Below are 19,261 nucleotides of genomic sequence, written 5' to 3' on the forward strand. Positions count from 1 at the left end.
GTCTCACGTTATTTGTCATCTTTTTTCTCATCTTTCTTTTCTGTTTCTTTTTCTTTCTTCGCTTGTTCTTCTTTTTTCGCTTTTTCTTCGGCTGCGGCTTTTTCTTCTGCCGCTTTTTCTTCAGCTTGTTGTTTTTGTTCGTCTGTTTGTGTTTGTTCTTCGGTTGTATCAACTAAAGATGTGTCAGTATTAGACTGTTCTTGATTTTCGTCATGCTCCTTTTTTGCTTTTTCAAGTTCACTATTAACTGAATCGAGTTCTTTTTGTATGTCTTCATCATTTGTATCTTCAGATAAAAGCTGCTGTTTATATTTTGCAAGGCCAAAGTAAATATAATCATTGTATTCAAGTTTACGGCCAATACTGATAGCTTCTTTGTAATTCCCTCGGCCATAATCAATCCAATACAAGAAATGCTGAGGGTCTGATTGAAGTGTGACTAAATTATTTTCAATATTTTTAGTTTTTGCACTCCCTAGATTTTCAACCTCAACATAAGACGTCGCCAGCTGATACTGCACCGATTCCGGCAGGCTCTCCGGATCGTATTTTGACAGTGTGCTGATCACCTCACTGTACTGCTTGTTTAAGAAAGCGCGGTTGCTGTCCACTATCGCCTGATGCTTTGGCTGTGCGAAAAATAAGGCGTACATCGAATAAATAAGCGCCGGGACCAGCAAAACAATAAGCCCCAGGCCGATGTATCGCTGAATGTTCCACTTCTTTCTCGGAATATGTATGTATGTTTTCGCTTTGGCTTCAAGCTGATCGATATGGGTTTGAATCAGTTCGAGCAGGTCTTCATAGGACGCTGCATCCAATATCGCCTTAGCTTCTTCGGAGAACGTCAGCGTTTCATTGAATTTCAGGTAGTCTTCAAACGCAAAAGCGCCGTCAACTGCCAAAGCCGCTGCGGCTTTCAGCTCCCGCCACACTCTTTCCTCATCTTGCCCGTATGGAGGAATGCTTTCTTTTACGCCGTAATGAAGAAAATAAGGCGTCAGGCCTTTATCGAATACAATGTTTTCAGGAGCGACAATCACATTAAGCCTCGACAGATTGTGATGCTGTACAGCTTGAACAAGCTGATAGGCAAACTGCCATTTGCTTTTTTTATCTTTAGCTTTCATGAAGCGGAATGCTTTATAGGAGGGAGGAGGTTGGATTGTGATGATCACTTCATCATCCGTCACATCGATCTCTTTATGAAAAAAAGGATTTACATCTTTGATCACGTTGGCTTCGAGACCGTCCAGAAGCTTTATTTTTTCCCGCTGAAAGGTAAATGTATAGCCGGCATCTGTTGTCTCGGCAACGGCTTCTAATTGGTTTTCTACATATGATTTTTGTTTATCCGACATTCAACCAGATCCTTTCATAATATTTCAAGCCGGTCTCCGTTTGTAATGCCGCAATCTGACAGCTTGCATTCTCCGGAAAACACCGTATCCTTATTAACCACTCTGATCCAGTGCCCTTCGCGCGGAGGTATAGCTACGCTTTGAGCCTGCCAAGCAATATCAATTACTTTTTTCACCGGGTGGTAATCTGACAATCTGAGATCAAAGACACTGCCGTTATAATGTTTCAAATCTATCGTAATATCTATATACATTTTAGGATCACCCTTACATAGAAAGAGCGCCGTCTTCTCTTGAATCAGGCGCTCCTTCCCTTTCATACTGTTATCCGCGAATTTGATTTGCGATGTCTTGGTCAGTAGACTCAAGTGTATTTGCAGTTTGATCAAGCTGCTGATTCACATCTTGAAGCAAATCTGACATTTTGATAAATGAAGGTTTGAGCTGCTCGTATTGATCTGCGAACGCTTCGCTTGAAGCACCTTCCCACATGCTTTTCAAATCAGAGATCATACGGTTTAAACGATCAACCTGATTTAATACTTCCTGGCTCTCAACGCCGTATTGCTTCGCCATCGCTCTTAGCTCTTCGGGTGTGACACGAATTAATCCTGCCATATTCCTCATTACCTCCTGTGCCATCAGCCTAAATATGGGCTAATTCACTTATTTTTAGAACGTCATTATTATAAAAACAGTTTTTCGGCACAGTCAAACAAATATGTTTTAATTTTACAAAATGAGTCCAATGGTTTATCCCGCATCACTTAAAAATGACATATATTGTTAAACAAGTAGGTTCATTTTCTTAATCTTCTCTTCATCCTTCGAATAATCCAAAAGACCCAAATGATTCTCCAACTCCCAAAAAAAACCTTTCAGAAAATTTGATGCTACAGCACCATTTCTGAAAGGTTCAGTTTTTTCTTTTACTCTCGTCGTTTGATGACCTTCTTGAAATTATAATAAGGTAAGCTTTCATAATATATAAAGCATCGTACGTTTCTTTAGTATACCGTTTACTCGGTTATTTTGCTTCCGTTCTTTGTTGTTGATTTTCACAAACAACAACAATCATAATAAAAGGTAGAGGATGAGATGTCAAAGAGAAATCAAGCATGAAAAAGTAGGGAGATTTATGACCATGCCGAATGATCCGTTTCAATACAGTTTTGACCGACTTGAAGATGTGGCTGATCATATCAGCGACGTGCTGCGTTGCCCCGTCACTATAGAGGATGTCAACCACAAACTGCTTGCCTACAGTACACACAGCGACTGCACAGACCCTGCCCGAACCGCTACAATCATTGGCAGAAGAGTGCCGGAGAAGGTCATTAACAAGTTGTGGAAAGACGGGACGATCCCAACTCTTTTAAAAACGGAACAGCCGATCAGAGTACAGCAGATAGATGAGGTCGGGCTCAGTAACCGTGTTGCCATTTCGATTTGGAAAAACAACCAAGTGCTTGGCTTCATATGGGCGCTTGAGATCCAAAAGACATTGTCTGACGATGATCTGATGACACTGCAAATGGCGGCAAAAGCAGTGAGAAACAAGCTTCTCAAGCTCCAAATCAGAAAAACGAAAAATGAAGAACGAAGCCAAGAGTTTTTCTGGAAAATGCTTACTGGTCATATTCACCAGGAGCGCGACATGGCCGATGGGTTCCACAAGCTTGGAATGGTTGCACCTTCTGAGTTTTCCGTGATGATCATCCGGATAAACGGTGAGCTGACGGAAAAAATTGAACAGCAGCTGCAATATTTGCAGGAAACAACCCAGCAGGTTCACGTGCTGCTGACGACCGTGGATTCCAATGAACTCGTTATTTTGACCGCGCCCAAAACAGACCACCCTTTTCAAGATTTAAAACAGTTTGCTTTCAGTACGCAACGACAGCTGAAGGAACGGTATAAAATAGAAGGCGCTTCAATCGCTTTTGGCGGAATATACAACTCTATTTCTTTTGTCTCCCGCTCCTATCAGGAAGCATTGTCCGTTTTAAAAGCGAAGGAACGGTTCGCAGAAGAGACCCAGCATCTTTTCAGCTTTTCTGAGCTAGGCATTTATCAATACTTAGATGTCTTAGATGAAAAACGGAAGCAGACGGGATATTTTAATTATTCGCTTTCCAAACTGGAACAGTATGACCGGGACCACCAGTCAAATATGGTAGAAACACTAGAACGTTTTATAGAAGCTGACAGCAACGTGAATAACGCTGCCAAGGTGTTAAATATACATGTTAATACGTTGAATTACCGCCTCAAACGTATCAGCCAGATCGCTGAAATCGATTTAAAAAATGTAAATCAAAAATTCACCATTTATTTAGATATCAAGCTTCGGCACATGGATTTGTGAAATTTCACAAATCCATGTTTTTTTATTTTCTTATTCAAACAAAGAATTTTCTAAAGAATCAAGCTACACTAAAAACATCACATGTACAGGAGGAGACAGATATGATCATAGGGGTTCCTAAAGAGATCAAAAACAATGAAAACCGCGTGGCACTAACACCTGGAGGCGTTTCTCAACTCATTTCAAACGGCCACCGGGTGCTCGTTGAAACAGGCGCGGGCCTTGGAAGCGGATTTGAAAATGAAGCCTATGAATCAGCAGGAGCGGAAATCATCGCTGATCCGAAACAGGTATGGGACGCTGAAATGGTCATGAAGGTCAAAGAACCGCTGCCAGAAGAATACGTCTACTTCCGTGAAGGACTTGTGCTGTTTACGTACCTTCATTTGGCAGCTGAGCCTAAGCTTGCACAGGCCTTGAAAGAAAAAGGCGTTACGGCGATCGCATACGAAACGGTTAGTGACGGCCGGTCATTGCCGCTTCTGACGCCAATGTCAGAGGTTGCAGGCAGAATGGCAGCGCAAATCGGAGCTCAATTTTTGGAGAAACCTAAGGGCGGAAAAGGCATTTTGCTTGCCGGAGTGCCAGGCGTTTCCCGCGGCAAAGTAACGATTATCGGAGGAGGCGCCGTCGGCACAAACGCTGCGAAAATGGCTGTCGGACTCGGTGCAGACGTGACTATCATCGACTTAAACGCAGACCGCCTGCGCCAGCTTGATGACATTTTCGGCCATCAGATGAAAACGTTAATGTCAAATCCGGTCAATATCGCAGATGCTGTGGCGGAAGCGGATCTTCTCATTTGCGCGGTATTAATTCCGGGTGCTAAAGCTCCGACTCTTGTCACCGAGGAAATGGTAAAACAAATGAACCCTGGTTCAGTGATTGTCGATGTTGCGATTGACCAAGGCGGCATCGTCGAAACTGTCGACCATATTACCACACATGATCAGCCGACATATGAAAAACACGGCGTTGTCCACTACGCTGTGGCAAACATGCCGGGCGCTGTCCCTCGGACATCAACAATCGCGCTGACAAACGTTACTGTTCCATACGCGCTGCAAATCGCGAACAAAGGAGCAGCAAAAGCGCTCGCAGACAATGCGGCACTGAGAGCCGGTTTAAACACAGCGAACGGACACGTGACCTATGAGGCTGTGGCAAAGGATTTAGGATACGAGTATGTACCTGCAGAGAAGGCTTTAGAGGATGAGTCATCTGTAGCGGGTGCTTAACATGAAGCCTGCAGAAAGATTTTCTGCAGGCTTTTTTTATCTTTTAAAAGGAAAAGAGGAACCATTTCACGAACTAAGACGATGAACTCGATCATAAAGGGGGATTCATATGGCTGTTCAGCAATATGGCGTTTTAAAAGGCATTGTCTTAGACATGAAGCGGGAAACAGATGATGACAGTCCTCATTTCCAAGTCAAAGTGCTTGGTGAGGAGAATACGTATTACAGGTGCGCCATCAATGTGATGTCCAGCTCTGAGGAATCTGAAGTATTGTATGTGGCAGATGATCAGTTTGATTCAAGCATGATCACCACCCTTCCGAACATGCCGTATGGATACGCAAGGATTACTGAGGCAAACCGTGAAATCGCACTGGATTACGTGCGGGGCCATTTGTTTGACTCGCGGGAAATGAAGCCTTTGCGGCATGAAATTACGGGGCCTGATAATGATTTAAATGATTTCATTGAAACGTACATGAAAAAAGCGTTAGTAGAGAAAGCGCCGGTTTATCTTTTTGGCTCAAAATTCGGGCCGGAACAGGCTGCAGATAAAATATTCGGATTTACTCCGACTAACGGCATGCACAATATCCATATGAATCAAGGAAATGCAATGGATAGCCGCTGGAAAAAAGACAACGGTTCATGGCATGACGGAGGCATTCTGATTCAATTTGCCGATCAGTGGGCCGCTGTGTTTTTAGCATTTTTATCCCAATCTTGGTGTACGGATGAAAACGGAAACCCCGTCAGAGATTGTGATCATACCCAAACGCCTGCGTAAATAGAAGAAAGAGACTGCGGCGAGCAGTCTCTTCAGATTGTTGACAAAGTCATAAAACGGTTTTCGTTTTATGACTTTGTCATCTTTTCAGCGTGATTGAAAACCCTTGAAGTCTAGGAAGGGCGAGCATCGGAGCAGACTTTCACAGGATGTGATGACGGCGGTGTTTAGGCAGGACGCCTAAGCATTTAGTCGCCGTTCCTTTCGTAATTCGTGAGCACCGACGCGCAGGCCTGACAACGAATGCGAGGGTTTGTCGACACGCTGAAGAGACTGCGGCGAGCAGTCTCTTTTTTGCTATTACACATTTTCAACCGTTTTTAGGCTATTTGGCCTCATATCGCTCCAATGCGATTGGATATAGTCCAGACAAGCTTCACGCCCTTTTTGCTCATGAACGACTGTCCAGCCGCTCGGCACATCGATAAAACCGGGCCACAGAGAATATTGGCCCTCCTCATTAATCAGCACTAAATACGTCCCATTCGCATCTTCAAAAGGATTTGCCATCTCTTTCTTCCCCCTTTATTTATTCATTTCTTCCAGTTTGACAGCGAGAACCTTGCCGATTTGAGCGAGCGGTTCGGGCTGGCAAAGATCTTTATGGCGGCAGTCGATGTCGATTTGTTCAATTTGTCCGTTAATATAAGGCTTCCACGAATCTGGTTCAATCGGATCAAACCATTCAGGAATGATTGTAGATCTGAAAAACAAGACATTTCCACGGAAGGTTTTCGGCTTATATGAGCCTAAAATGCCGACAGAATTGACATAGGTGTTCTTCAGATTTAAAATGACTGATTCATCCAGGCTCGCAAGCGCGCTGCCGTCACGGCGGAGAATCTCAATCGCCGTTTCAAAATCAAGCGGTTTATCCCCTAAGCTGTCTGGATCGTACCCGCCTAACGCCAGAAGGGCAATAAGCGCTTCCTCATCATCCGGCGCCTCTTTTATAGGAAGGAAGTGGTTCGGGTAGGCATCCAGCATCACCAGGAGAGATATTTCATCTCCTTGATTTTGCAGCTGGGTTGCCATTGCTTGAATAACATTCCCGCCAAGGGACCAGCCCAGCAGATGGTACGGGCCTTTCGGCTGAACCGTTCTGATTTGTTCAATATAATCAGCAGCCATGTCATCAAGTGTTTCCGGAAGCTCCTCGCGCTGCCCGATACCCCGTGCCTGCAATCCGTAGATCGGATAATCGGTTCCTACATTCGTCATCAAACCGGCATAGCACCAGCTGAGACCGCCTGCCGGATGCACACAGAATAAAGGAGGCTTGTCTCCGCTTGTTCGGAGAGGCAGCAGAACGTCAAGTGCGCTTTGGCTTGATCCCATTTCAAGTCTTTCAGCAAGCCCGGCAACAGTCGGCGCTTCGAATAGGATGCCGATGCTGAGTTCAACGCCGAGCGCTTCACGGATGCGGCTCATCAGCTGAACAGCAAGCAAGGAATGGCCGCCTACATCAAAGAAACGGTCATCAATACCGACACGCGGCAAGTGAAGCACCTCCATAAACAGGTCACAGAGGATTTCTTCCTGCGGTGTTCTTGGTCCGCGCCCTGTCACTGTTGCTGTGAAATCCGGAGCGGGCAGCGCTTTACGGTCAAGCTTTCCATTCGGTGTCAACGGCAATTCTTCCATCGCTACAAAGGCAGAAGGCACCATGTAATCCGGGAGCCTCTCAGCAGCATATTTGCGCAGTTCCGCCGGATCAAACGTTTCTTCCGAAGAAGGTATGACATAAGCTGCCAACCGTTTATCTCCCGGCTGATCCTCACGCACGATTACTGCCGCATCTTCAAGCTGCGAATGCTGAACGAGCGCAGCTTCAATCTCTCCCAGTTCAATCCGGAAGCCCCGAATTTTCACTTGGTGATCGGCACGGCCGACGTAGTCGAGAGAGCCGTCAGCGCGGAGGCGGGCCACATCTCCAGTTCGATACATCCGAGTGCCCGGAGGACCGAACGGATCGGCTATGAAGCGTTCCGCTGTTAGGCCAGACCGCCCTAGATAGCCTCTTGCCAATCCCGCTCCTGATACATACATCTCTCCGGCAACACCCGGCGGCACCGGCTGCAAGCGCTCATCCAGCACATATACGCCAAGATCGGGAATGCCGCAGCCGATCAAGCTGTTTGCCCGTAAAGCCGCAATTTCTCGGTCTAATTCAATATAGCTGACATGCACCGTCGTTTCTGTAATCCCATACATATTGACCAGCTGCGGTCTATTTTCAGGGTGGCGGTTATACCAATCCTCTAGACGGCTGAGTTCAAGCGCTTCTCCGCCAAAAATGACATAGCGCAGACTGAGTGCCTGACAGAGATCCGGCTGCTCCCTTTCCGCTTGCATCAACTGATAGAAAGCGGACGGTGTCTGATTCAGAACGGTCACCCCCTCTTTGACAAGCAGGCGGAGAAACGATTCTGGCGATCTGCTGACGTGATGAGGCACGATCACAAGACGTCCGCCATGCAGCAGAGGACCCCAAATCTCCCACACCGAAAAGTCAAACGCATAGGAATGGAACATGGTCCAGATATCGTCTGAGCTGAAATGGAACCAGTGATCAGTGGCTGCAAATAAACGCGTAACGTTTTGGTGAGGAATCATCACACCTTTTGGAACACCCGTTGAGCCTGATGTATATATGACATACGCCGTATTCAAAGGAGAAAGCGGCTGAATTCTATCTGTATTATTTGGATTCTCAGCAGGGTATCTGTTTAGTTTCTCTGCAAGTTCGGGATCATCCAGTATGATTCTCGGCACATTTTCCGCTGGCGGAATGTGCGCTGCAGCTTTTATGTTCGTCATGATAAACGCCGGCTGCGCATCCTTCAGCATAAAAGCGATTCGGTCTGCCGGATAGTCAGGATCGAGAGGCAAATAAGCCGCGCCGGCTTTCAGCACCGCCAATAGCCCGACAGCCATTTCCAATGACCGAGGCAGTGCCAAAGCGACAAATTGCTCCGGCCCGACGCCTTCACTGATCAGCATTCGGGCAAGCCGATTTGCTCGTTCATTCAGCTCAGCATACCTCAGCGCCTGATCTTCATACACAACGGCAATGGCATCCGGGCTTAAAGCAGCCTGCTTCTCAAACTGCTCCGGCAAACATGCGTGCGGAAGCTTGTCAGAAACACTTTGCCAATCTGTCACCATGTTGCTGCGCTCCTCTGGTGCAAGGATGTCCAGATTTCCGATGTGCTGGTTGGGATCAGATTCGGTAGCCTCAAGCAGGCGCATCAGACGGTCAGCAAGAGCTTGTGCAGTTTCCTGCTTGAAAAGATCCGTGCTGTACTCGAGCAGCCCTTCCAATCCGTTTGGAGTCCCGTCAGCAAGACGGTTTTCACTGATTTCAAGCGTCAAATCAAACTTGGCAGAACCCACACTATGGATCTGCAGGCTGCTGTCCATGTCAGGAAGATGCAGTTCAGCATCCGGTGTGTTTTGGAACGCAAGCATGATTTGGAATAAAGGATGCGTCGCACGCGATCGAGCCGGATTGAGCACCTCAACGAGTCTCTCAAACGGCAGATCCTGATTTTCATAGGCTGCCAGATTCACTTCCCTCACTCTGTCAAGAAGCTCACGGAAGCTTGGATCACCGGACGTATCGGTTCTGAGCACCAATGTATTGATAAACAGCCCCACCAAATCGCCCAGCGCATCATCATTCCGCCCCGCGATCGGACTGCCGACCGGAATATCAGTGCCCGCCCCAAGCCTTGTCAATAAAGCGGCGAGACCGGATTGAAGCACCATAAACAGACTCACCCTATTTGCGCAGGCCAGCTCCTGTAATCGCTTGTGCAACTCGGGCTCAATGCGGAAATGAATCGTATCCCCATCATGACTCGGCTCAGCCGGACGTGAATAATCTGTTGGCAGTTCAAGCTGATCAGGCAAATTCCTGAGGGTTTCTTTCCAGAAAGCAAGCTGTCCGGCAATCAAACTATTTGGATCATCGCCGCTTCCAAGCAGTTCTTGCTGCCAAAGCGCATAGTCTGCATATTGCACAGCAAGGGGCGCCCATTCAGGAGCTTTTCCGTGGCAGCGAGCCGCATATGCCGCCCCAAGATCTCGGGTCAGAGGCGTTAAGGACCAGCCATCTCCGACAATATGATGCACGAGGAGGAGCAGCACGCACTCGCCAGGACCGATGACAAAAAGCTCGGCACGAAAAGCAGGTTCAGCTGCAAGATCAAAACTGTAGCGCACAGCTTCGGCAAGCCGCTCAGAAAGTTCCTTCTCAGCCATTTCTGTAACATGTAAAACAGGCCGGGCTTGATCAGCGTCTAAAATATGCTGATAGGATGTCCCCTGTGATTCGGGGAAGATCGTCCGAAGGCTTTCATGGCGGCAGACGAGATCATAAAGTGCCGCTTGCAGCACACTTTGATCCAGCTCACCCGACAAACGGATAGCAACCGGAATATTATAAGTGGGGCTCGGCCCTTCCAGACAATGGAGGAACCACAGCCGGCGCTGGGCAAAAGATAGCGGGATCTTTTCGGGCCGCTCAGCTCTTTGCAACGCGGGACGCACACTCTGCGCCTGGTCAAGATGGGCAGCTAGTCCGGCTACTGTCGGTTCGTCAAAGAGCTTGGCGATACCGAGTTCGGCGCCCATTACCTCACGAATGCGGCTCATCAAACGGGCTGCAAGAAGAGAATGACCGCCAAGCTCGAAGAAACTGTCATCAATGCCGACGCGTGCCAAACCAAGAACCTCGGCAAACAAATCACACAATATCTCTTCTTGTGGCGTCCTCGGTCCCCGATCGCTGACAGATGTACTAAAATCAGGCGCTGGCAGCGCTTTTCGATTAAGCTTGCCATTAGGTGTTAATGGCAGTTCGTCCATCTCCACAAATGCCGCCGGCACCATATAATCTGGAATACTGGCGCCCACATAACGGCGAAGCTCGGCAGTATCAATAGCTGCTGCAGCAACCATATATGCAACCAATCGTTTGTCTCCCGGCTGATCTTCCCGAACGACAACCGCGGCCTGTTCAATGTCCGGATGCTTGGCAATCACAGCATCAATTTCTCCAAGTTCAATTCGGAATCCGCGGATTTTAATTTGATGATCCGCCCGTCCGATATAGTCCAAAGAGCCATCAGCGCGCCAGCGGGCCTGGTCTCCGGTTCGATACATCCGAGTCCCCGGCGGTCCGTATGGATCTGCAATAAAGCGCTCAGCCGTTAAATCAGGGCGGCGGAAATAACCTCTGGCCAAGCCGGTTCCTGCAATATAAAGCTCTCCGACAACGCCCGGCGGCACCGGCTGCAAACCGTGATCAAGCACATATACCTGCGTGTTCCAAATCGGTTTGCCAATCGCCGGAACGCCCTTCACCCCTTTTTCAAGAAAAGCTGCTGCAGACCAAATCGTTGTTTCAGTCGGGCCGTATAAGTTCGTGACTGGACACTGGAGCTCGTGTAGCGCCTGCAAAAGGCCGCTCGGCAGCGCCTCGCCTCCAACAAGCACTCTGAGCCCCCGAAGTGTCTCAGGTTCATTCGCCACCAGAGCATGCCATAGTGTCGGTGTCGCCTGCATAATATTGATATCGAAATATTCAATCATTTGAGCTAATGTCTGTGGCTCACGGATCGTTTCTTTCTTAGCGATCACGATTTGCGCCCCGCTGATAAGCGGAAGAAATAACTCCAATGCCGAAATATCAAAAGCGACAGTCGTCACAGCCAACAGCCTGTCTTCTTCTCCTAGAGAAAATGCCTCCTGCATGGACAGCAGAAAATTACTCAAGCTTTTCAGCGTAACAACGACACCCTTCGGCCTTCCTGTTGAGCCTGAGGTATAGATGATATACGCAGGATGGGCAAGAGAAACCGATACATTGGGATTGCCAGGCGAATAACGTTTTACAATCTCCTGCGTCACAGTCTGATCAAGCACAAGCTGCGGAACAGACAGGTCATCAGGCAGACGGGCTGCTATTTCCTCAGTCGTTAAGATGCATGAAGGTTTCGCGTCCTTGAGCATGTAAGAAATTCGATCGGCCGGAAACTCGGGATCGAGCGGAAGATACGCCGCACCAGTCTTTAGTACAGCAAGCATCGAAGCTACCATCTCTGGGGAACGCGGCAGCGCCAAAGCGACATATTGCTCCGGTCCAAGCCCTTTTTCGATCAACAGATGCGCGAGACGGTTTGCCTTTTCATTTAACTCTTGATAGTTTACTTGAACGCCATCACATATGAGAGCGATACGTTCAGGTGTAAGGATTGCCTGCCTTTCAAACATATCCCGAAGGCTGAGCAGCTTCTCAGATTTTGCCGTCTCATTCCATTCACGAATGACTTGTTTTTTCTCCTCTGCCAATAGAAGCTCCATTTGCCCTATCAGCATGTCTTCCCCGGCTGAAGCCGTTTGCAGCAACTGCAAAATACGCTGCTGATGAAGCTGAATATCAAACTCGCTGTAAACCTCAGGATTCGCGTCTATATCAATCCGCAGCCCTCTGCCGTCCGTTCTGTCATAGACATTGATTGATAGATCATCGACAGGACCGGCTGAGAGATTATGCGTTGTTCCCCGGGCCCCGGCAAAATCGAGCCCGTAATCAAATGGCATGAGGTTCATTTGCGGTCCAAATAACCTATGGTTTTCTCCTATCAATTTCAGATCGCGCCGAAGCTCTTCATGGCGATACTTATGATGTCGCCGTAAACTGCGGATTTCCCGGGAAATTTGCTGAATAAGTTCAGAAAAGCTCATCGAAGAGCTGACGGAAAGCCGGAGAGGGAGAAGATTCATCACCATAGCCGGCACTTTCAGTGATGCGGACCCTATCCGTCCCATCATAGGAAGACCGAGCACAACATCCTCAGAGCCAGTCATGCGGTGCACATAAACAGCTGTCACCGCAATCATGACTTCATGCCAGGTTCCTGAGAAATAGCGCGCCGCTTCTTTTAACGTGTTTACATCAGATAGAGGCAGATGCGCCGTATGACGAAGAAAACGGTTAGATGTTCTTGGCGCCCGATCAGCCAAACTCACAACCTCAGGTTCATCAGCAAAACGATTCAGCCAGAATTGGCGATCCTTCTCGTACTGCTCTGATGCGCGATAATCTGCATCCTCCTCCAAAATGGCCCGGAGAGAACCAAAGGAACGACCATCAGTTGATTGTCCTTTCATAAGCGCGGCATACGTACTTGCCACACGCTGGGCAATGAGGGAAAAACCGAAGCCGTCAATCGCAATATGGTGAATGCGCTGATACCAAAAGAAACGATCAGGTCCGGCTAAAAACAGAGCTTCATTGAACAAAGGGTCATGTCTTAAATCGACTGGCTTTGCCAAATCGGCCTTCATCCAGTGTAATGCTGTTTTTTCCGGATCAGGCTCAGAGCTGACATCAATGACATGCAGCTGTACATCTGGAGACAGGTTCATCATCTGCCAAGGCCCGTCCATGTTTTCACCGAAGCGGACATGCAGCGATTCCGCTTCCTTTATCACACGCCGCAAAGCTTCTTCAAAAAGAGCAATATTGAGTGTTCCATTGATTTCTATATATTCCGCCGTATTGTAGATTGGATTGTCCGGATCAAGCTGCTGTGCAAACCATATGCCGGTTTGCGCTCCGGTCAAAGAATATTGAAGGTCTTTTGTATCAGGCATCCGTTTGTTTACCCTCCCTTTATAAATAATCCGCGTTTGGCAGCACTTGCTGGCTGCGGGTTGTGAGCAATTTCTGCCAGTCTTCGATCGTCGGGCGTTCAGCCAGTTCAACGAATGTCACCTCAGCTCCTTCACGGCGCCATTGTTCTACCAATGTCATGATCCTTACCGAATCAAGCCCGCGTTCGAGCAAATCCTCTTGATCTGTAATTTCCTCAGGTATTTCTTGAAGAAGTTCAGCAATTTGTTTACGGATGTTCTCACATGTAAACACTTCTTTGCCAGTCGTTACGGACGTTTTCTGAGCAGGTGCAGGCGCATTCTTCAGCTGATCGAGAAGACTGTCAGTCATCACGGTAAATGCGCAGCGCCCCGCCGCATAATCAAGCGCCATTTGATGTTTTTCTAATGAAAAATCAGCAACCGCGTCTCCCACGAAAAAGGCTTCAATGTCCTCCATAAATGCTTCACATGCTGTAACGAGACAGCCAATATGGGCGTAAATCCCCGAAATGATCAGCTGATCGCGCCCCTCTTTGCGCATGATCTCAAGCAGATTCGTTCTCTTAAACGCGCTGTATCTCCATTTTGTCAGCACGAGATCAGCATCTTCCGGTGCCAGTTCGGTGATGATTTTCTCCTCATAAGGGCCGCTGTTTAACCCCGGACCCCAAAAGTCTGTCAGCAGCGCCCGATCAGCCGGGTTTTGGCTTCCAGGCTGCGCGGTATAGACAACAGGAATTCCAAGCTGGGCACATTGATCCTTCAGCTTCCGTATATTTGCTGAAAGCTCTGTTACTGGTGACGATCCCGCCGTGAAAGCATCGACAAAATAGTTTTGCATATCGTGTATTAACAGAACTGCCCGATTGGGATTAGGCACCCATGAAACTTTGTTTTTCGGCATATCAGACGCTTTCGGCATTTGATACGGCTGAATGGCAGGTATAGCCATTTGAACACTCCCTCTCAAATTGTTTGTTTTAGTTTTTTGAACCTGCAAGAAGCTTCTCGGCAATGGCTTCTCGAAGCGCTTTTTTGCTGACTTTTCCCACCCCTGTCTGCGGGAAGGAGCCAACAAATTCAATGCGGTCGGGGATCTTGTATGCAGCCAGTCCGCGTTCTCTCAAAAACGCTTTGAGCGCTGCGGCTTTCGGGGCTTCATCCCGGGGAATAATGAACACACAAGATCTTTCGCCAAGAAATTGGTCAGGCATGGAGACCATTGCCGCATCATGGACATCCGGATGCGCCAGCAGATGATTTTCTACCTCTTCAGCCGCCACTTTTTCTCCCCCGCGGTTAATTTGGTCCTTCGCACGGCCTTCAACGACAATGTAGCCGCCTGGTGTCATCCTGACGATGTCACCTGTGCGGTAAAAACCGTCCTTCGTAAATGAAGCGGCGTTATGCTCTTCTGCCTTATAGTAACCCCGAATCGTGTACGGCCCACGCGTCAGCAGATGCCCTGTTTCACCGGGTTTTACGTCACGATCCTGATCATCCCAAACACGCACTTCATCAAATGGGGACATCGGTTTTCCTTGGGTGTTGACAATGACTTCCTCAGAGTCATCCAGTCTCGTATAATTGACCAGACCCTCTGCCATTCCGAAAACCTGCTGCAGCGTACAGCCGAATACAGCTTTTACCTTTCGCGCAGCTTCAGCGCTAAACTTGGCGCCGCCGACCTGCAGCACTTGAAGGCTGGATAGGTCGTCATCGCGTGTGGATGCCGCCTCCATCCATACCATCGCAAGAGGCGGAACGAGAGCGGTAATCGTGACTTGTTCCCGTTCAATCAAAGGAAATGCGTCATCCGGACTTGGAGAAGGAGATAATACCACTCTTCCACCAGCGTATAATACGCCGAGAACCCCGGGAGAGCTCAGCGGATAATTGTGCGCCATCGGCAATGCCGCCAAATACACCGTGCTGTGGTCGAGCCAGCAGACCTCTACACTCCGCTTCAGACTGTAAATATAATCATCGTGGGTCCTCGGAATCAGTTTCGAGAGGCCGGTGCTTCCGCCAGAAAGCTGAAGGAAAGCCACGTCAGAAGCTTTGACCTCAGGAAAGGTTTCAGGTTCTGTATGCAAATCCTCCAGCGGCAAAAATTCCTCTGCCTCACCTGCGACAATGACATGTTTTAAAGATGGCCATTTGCTTTGAACCTGTCTGGCAAGTGAACGGTAGTCAAAGCCGGAATAAGAGTCGGGAATGATATAAGCAGCCGCTTCAGCAAACTCGCAAAAATATGTAATTTCACTGCTTCGATGTGAAGGCAGTGCGAAGACCGGGAGAGCCCCCAGACGGAAGAGCGCGAAAATGACTTCAAAAAACTCTGCGATATTCGGCAGCTGCACCACAACACGATCCATCTGTTGAATGCCGAGCTTCTGAAAACCGGCAGCCAGGCGATCAACCCTCGTGTCAAGCTCCTGATAACTCCAATGGGCATTTCCGCAAGTAATTGCGATGCGGTCTCCATGTTTGGCAGCCCGGTCCCTTAACAAATCCCCAAACGTCTCACCGGCCCAGCAGCCATTCTTCCGATATGCCTCAGCTATCTCATCAGGCCAAGGCGTACATCCATTCAACATGTTGCATCCCTCCAGCAATTCATTCTGATCATATATGATTCACGCCCATCGCCCGCAGCATTGTCCGAAACTTCGCGGATGTTTCCTGAAGCTCGTCCTCGGGTTTTGATCCGGCAACAACACCGGCTCCTGCATACAGGCGAAGCGAGCGTTCTTCTGCCTCTGCACAGCGGATCGTCACGATCCATTCTCCGTCCCCCGCATCATCGCACCAGCCAAGCATGCCCGTGAAGAAACCGCGGTCAAAAGGTTCAATGCTGAGAATTGCTTCTCTTGCAAGATCAGTCGGTGTCCCGCAGACGGCCGGTGTCGGATGGAGCGCGGCAGCCAATTCCAGTGCGGTTACAGACGGATCGGAAAGTTCTCCCTTAATCACACTGGACAGATGCCACATCGTCTCCGTTTGGATCAGTGAAGGCTTATCCGGGACATCCAGCGTCCGGCAGAAAGGCCGCAGCGCTGCCGCAACCGCGTCAGCCACAACCGCATGCTCATGGAGATCCTTTGCGGAAGAAAGCAATTCAGCAGCCCGGCCCTGGTCTTCCACAGGATCATCACTGCGAGGCCTTGAGCCGGCTAATGGATTGGAAACGACATGGGTTCCCATTCTTGAAACGAGAAGCTCTGGACTTGCACCGAGCAATGTTCGGCGGGAAGACGGTTCCGCTTGGCTGGACAAGTCTGCGGCAAATGTGTAGCCGTGCGAGTTATGCCGCGCCAGATGGCGAAGCAGTTCATCCGTCTGAATCGGTTCTGACGATGTCAAATGCAGCGATCTGGACATGACGATCTTGCTGAGCGTGCCATTGCCAATGCGTGCCAGTCCTTGCTCGACGCCATTTTTGTATTCTTCCGGTGCAGGAACAGGCTCTATGTGGTATGTATTTTCCGGCTGCTGTTCATTCTCCGCGTAATCAAATTGAAGCGGTCCTGATGAGCGCACCTCTTCAGGAACAATAAGCCGAGCTTCTTTTACATGGTCAAAAGGAACGGCTCCGACAACAAGCGGGCGGCTTTGTCCCGATTGCTTCGCTTGACGCAGCGTTTCTGTAATACGTCTGGAAAGGGTTTCAATTTGGTTTTGCCCTTCTGCCTTCGGTACAATTTCCTTTACGCCTTTCGCTAACAGTACGCGATGAGGGGATGCGATGAAAAAATCACCCGGCTGATACTCGTGAAGCACACGCTCCGCTTTTGTTTCTGATATAACGTTTTGTTTCAGCATTCTCATAAACCTCCTTTAAATGAGTTACACGCCTAAGGTCGCGCCGCCATCTACGCATAAATTATGCATGGTAATGTGCCCAGCCTGGCCAGAAACCAGAAAAAGCACGGCACCCGCAATATCCGAAGGTTGAGCCAGTTTTTTGAGCGGGATTCCAGTCTTATATGTCTCAAGTGATCCTTTTATGACTTGCTCTGCTCCATTTTCATCGGTCCATAATGACCACTGCATGTCTGTTTCTGTTGAACCGGGGGATACAATATTGCAGCGGATATGATATTCTGCAAGCTCAAGGCCAAGACATTTCGTAAACATCACAGCCGCAGCCTTTGAAGAAGCATATGCCGCCATTGATGTCCTCGGCACACCGGCAGCATTCGATCCGACCGTTACAATCGAACCTGATCTCCGGTCCATCATATATTTGCTGACTGAACGCGAGACGTTAAACACGCCGGTCGAATTCACTGCGAACGTGGCCTCCCATTCTTCATCACTGAGTGTATGGATCAGCCCCGGGCAAAGGACACCCGCTACATTCACCAACATATCGATCGGCCCCATTTCACGTTCGATGCGCGCCGTGGTCTCGTCAATCGCCGCGCTGTCTCTCACATCCGCAGGAAAGGCTTCCGCATGGCAGCCTTCGTCTTTGAGGCTATTCACAACCTTTTGAAGCTTTTCAGGATGATAATCGACTGCCGCAATGTGCGCGCCTTGATCGGCAAGCGTCCGCGCAACAGCTTCACCTATTCCTTGGGCAGCTCCTGTTATCAAAGCAATTTTGCCCTTTATACCCATAGCATCCATATCATCAATTCCTTTCTTTGCTTCAGATGCCGAACGGGCATCCAGTGAAAAAGACTATGGCGCCTCAAAAAGAAAAGCGCAACTTATTGATAATGATTATCATTATCAATTATAAAAATAATCATATCCAAATGTCATGTGACAGTCAAATATAATTTCAGTGATGACTATTTATTTTTAGAAGCAAGGCTGAGAATGTCTCAGCCCATTGACATATGCGGGCCGTCAGGGTGAAGCGCAAAACGCAGCGCCCGGCTGACCAAAACAGGAAGAACAGAAATATGCCCTTCTCCTGAAAACTCGCAAAATTCTGCCCGTATGCCTTGTTCAGATAAAACGGCCAGCCGCTCGTAAAGCTCCCTCGCATTATCGTTCATCCGGCTTTTATGATGCTGCTCCAATTCTCCTGCGGCAAGCAGGAGATTGATAGCCTGATTGTTTTTCTTTAAGCGGGAGACGAAATGGTCCGTTTTATCGAGAATAAATGGTTTATTCCAATGAATAGAAGGACTTCCCGCGACATACGTTTGAAACGCATCCGGCTTTGTTAACAGCACCTGCAGCACGAACAGCCCGCCAAGTGAGTGGCCAAAGATTGTTTGCCTGTTTCTGTCAATCTGGTAATCTCGTTCTATCTCTGGTTTCAGATCCTCCTCAATAAAACTGAAGAACCCCTCTGCTCCGCCATGTTCCGGCCAATCTTTTCCGTCGGGCCTTTTCGGCAGCTTTGATTCAGCCGTCGGCATTGTAAAATCCCGGTGACGCGCTGAGGAAAACGGTTCTGCTGTCTCATAGCCAATGCCGACAATTACAGCAGAGATCACCCCGGTTTTTTCAGGACGGCGCCCCTGTATTCGAACGGCTTCCGCCATCGTTCCGAAGACAGAATTCGCATCCAGCAGATAAATCACAGGATAACCAGCGCGCGGAGGCGGCGTACTCGGTTTCGAAATGAAAATTTGATAGGTACGGTTGTGATTGCGTGAAGACATGATACGCACTTCCGTACCAGGAATGGTATATGCGTTTTGTGTCCCGCCTTTCGCCCGGTCGATTTTCTCTTTCATGCAGTACGACATTCCTCTCCTTAAACTAAAACCACAATTTGTGATAATGATTTTCACTATCAACTAGACAACTCAAATAATAGGTTTTCTTCCAAAGAAAGTCAACTTTTTCCCGAATAAAAAAGGCACCTTCATCA

At 48.4% G+C, this 19,261-nt stretch carries 12 protein-coding genes and 1 pseudogene; 3 read left to right on the top strand and 10 right to left on the bottom strand.

Annotation, left to right across the window (positions count from 1 at the left end):
- Positions 1 to 8 precede the first annotated feature (8 nt).
- From essB to M1D98_RS15225, 3 genes are all read right to left on the bottom strand, one after another.
- Positions 9 to 1,361, bottom strand: coding sequence for a type VII secretion protein EssB (gene essB / locus M1D98_RS15215; RefSeq protein WP_010329927.1), 1,353 nt, complete (start codon positions 1,359 to 1,361; stop codon positions 9 to 11).
- A gap of 14 nt (positions 1,362 to 1,375) precedes the next feature.
- A complete protein-coding gene (gene yukD / locus M1D98_RS15220) occupies positions 1,376 to 1,615 on the bottom strand; it encodes an ESX secretion system protein YukD (protein ID WP_010329928.1) in 240 nt (79 codons plus the stop codon).
- A gap of 70 nt (positions 1,616 to 1,685) precedes the next feature.
- Positions 1,686 to 1,979: a WXG100 family type VII secretion target gene (locus M1D98_RS15225; RefSeq protein WP_003220661.1), complete on the bottom strand. Its 294-nt coding sequence runs from the start codon at positions 1,977 to 1,979 to the stop codon at positions 1,686 to 1,688.
- Between the two features lie 480 nt (positions 1,980 to 2,459).
- Here M1D98_RS15225 and M1D98_RS15230 point away from each other — a divergent pair.
- From M1D98_RS15230 to M1D98_RS15240, 3 genes and pseudogenes are all read left to right on the top strand, one after another.
- Positions 2,460 to 3,729: pseudogene (locus M1D98_RS15230) on the top strand (PucR family transcriptional regulator).
- Positions 3,730 to 3,830: 101 nt separating this feature from the next.
- A complete protein-coding gene (gene ald, locus M1D98_RS15235; protein WP_039075622.1) occupies positions 3,831 to 4,967 on the top strand; it encodes an alanine dehydrogenase in 1,137 nt (378 codons plus the stop codon).
- 109 nt (positions 4,968 to 5,076) lie between these two features.
- Positions 5,077 to 5,754: a YukJ family protein gene (locus M1D98_RS15240; RefSeq protein ID WP_121643202.1), complete on the top strand. Its 678-nt coding sequence runs from the start codon at positions 5,077 to 5,079 to the stop codon at positions 5,752 to 5,754.
- Positions 5,755 to 6,054: 300 nt separating this feature from the next.
- Here the strand turns inward: M1D98_RS15240 and M1D98_RS15245 are convergent, their stop codons facing one another.
- The 7 genes from M1D98_RS15245 to besA all read right to left on the bottom strand — a co-directional run bounded on the left by M1D98_RS15245 (position 6,055) and on the right by besA (position 19,124).
- The gene (locus tag M1D98_RS15245) at positions 6,055 to 6,264 is read right to left on the bottom strand and encodes an MbtH family protein (protein WP_039075620.1); all 210 of its coding nucleotides are present in this window, start codon (positions 6,262 to 6,264) and stop codon (positions 6,055 to 6,057) included.
- Positions 6,265 to 6,279: 15 nt separating this feature from the next.
- Entirely contained in the window at positions 6,280 to 13,419 is a 7,140-nt protein-coding gene (locus M1D98_RS15250; protein ID WP_456279693.1) for an amino acid adenylation domain-containing protein, read from the bottom strand.
- Positions 13,420 to 13,438: 19 nt separating this feature from the next.
- Complete coding sequence (locus M1D98_RS15255) at positions 13,439 to 14,374, bottom strand: isochorismatase (RefSeq protein WP_121643204.1); 936 nt, start codon at positions 14,372 to 14,374, stop codon at positions 13,439 to 13,441.
- 28 nt (positions 14,375 to 14,402) lie between these two features.
- The gene (locus M1D98_RS15260; RefSeq protein ID WP_010329935.1) at positions 14,403 to 16,022 is read right to left on the bottom strand and encodes a (2,3-dihydroxybenzoyl)adenylate synthase; all 1,620 of its coding nucleotides are present in this window, start codon (positions 16,020 to 16,022) and stop codon (positions 14,403 to 14,405) included.
- 28 nt (positions 16,023 to 16,050) lie between these two features.
- Positions 16,051 to 17,247: an isochorismate synthase DhbC gene (gene dhbC, locus M1D98_RS15265; protein ID WP_121643205.1), complete on the bottom strand. Its 1,197-nt coding sequence runs from the start codon at positions 17,245 to 17,247 to the stop codon at positions 16,051 to 16,053.
- A gap of 24 nt (positions 17,248 to 17,271) precedes the next feature.
- Positions 17,272 to 18,057 (bottom strand): 2,3-dihydro-2,3-dihydroxybenzoate dehydrogenase, encoded by a 786-nt coding sequence (locus M1D98_RS15270; protein ID WP_010329937.1) that lies wholly within the window; start codon positions 18,055 to 18,057, stop codon positions 17,272 to 17,274.
- Between the two features lie 200 nt (positions 18,058 to 18,257).
- Entirely contained in the window at positions 18,258 to 19,124 is an 867-nt protein-coding gene (gene besA, locus M1D98_RS15275; RefSeq protein WP_121643206.1) for a ferri-bacillibactin esterase BesA, read from the bottom strand.
- Positions 19,125 to 19,261: the final 137 nt, after the last annotated feature.

The sequence above is a fragment of the Bacillus sp. K7 genome (genome assembly GCF_053903245.1).

Bases quoted from the DNA above. Each gene is read 5' to 3' on its own strand.
- essB (WP_010329927.1), bottom strand. From the start codon at position 1,361: ATGTCGGATAAACAAAAATCATATGTAGAAAACCAATTAGAAGCCGTT.
- yukD (WP_010329928.1), bottom strand. From the start codon at position 1,615: ATGTATATAGATATTACGATAGATTTGAAACATTATAACGGCAGTGTC.
- M1D98_RS15225 (WP_003220661.1), bottom strand. From the start codon at position 1,979: ATGGCAGGATTAATTCGTGTCACACCCGAAGAGCTAAGAGCGATGGCG.
- ald (WP_039075622.1), top strand. From the start codon at position 3,831: ATGATCATAGGGGTTCCTAAAGAGATCAAAAACAATGAAAACCGCGTG.
- M1D98_RS15240 (WP_121643202.1), top strand. From the start codon at position 5,077: ATGGCTGTTCAGCAATATGGCGTTTTAAAAGGCATTGTCTTAGACATG.
- M1D98_RS15245 (WP_039075620.1), bottom strand. From the start codon at position 6,264: ATGGCAAATCCTTTTGAAGATGCGAATGGGACGTATTTAGTGCTGATT.
- M1D98_RS15250 (WP_456279693.1), bottom strand. From the start codon at position 13,419: ATGCCTGATACAAAAGACCTTCAATATTCTTTGACCGGAGCGCAAACC.
- M1D98_RS15255 (WP_121643204.1), bottom strand. From the start codon at position 14,374: ATGGCTATACCTGCCATTCAGCCGTATCAAATGCCGAAAGCGTCTGAT.
- M1D98_RS15260 (WP_010329935.1), bottom strand. From the start codon at position 16,022: ATGTTGAATGGATGTACGCCTTGGCCTGATGAGATAGCTGAGGCATAT.
- dhbC (WP_121643205.1), bottom strand. From the start codon at position 17,247: ATGCTGAAACAAAACGTTATATCAGAAACAAAAGCGGAGCGTGTGCTT.
- M1D98_RS15270 (WP_010329937.1), bottom strand. From the start codon at position 18,057: ATGGATGCTATGGGTATAAAGGGCAAAATTGCTTTGATAACAGGAGCT.
- besA (WP_121643206.1), bottom strand. From the start codon at position 19,124: ATGAAAGAGAAAATCGACCGGGCGAAAGGCGGGACACAAAACGCATAT.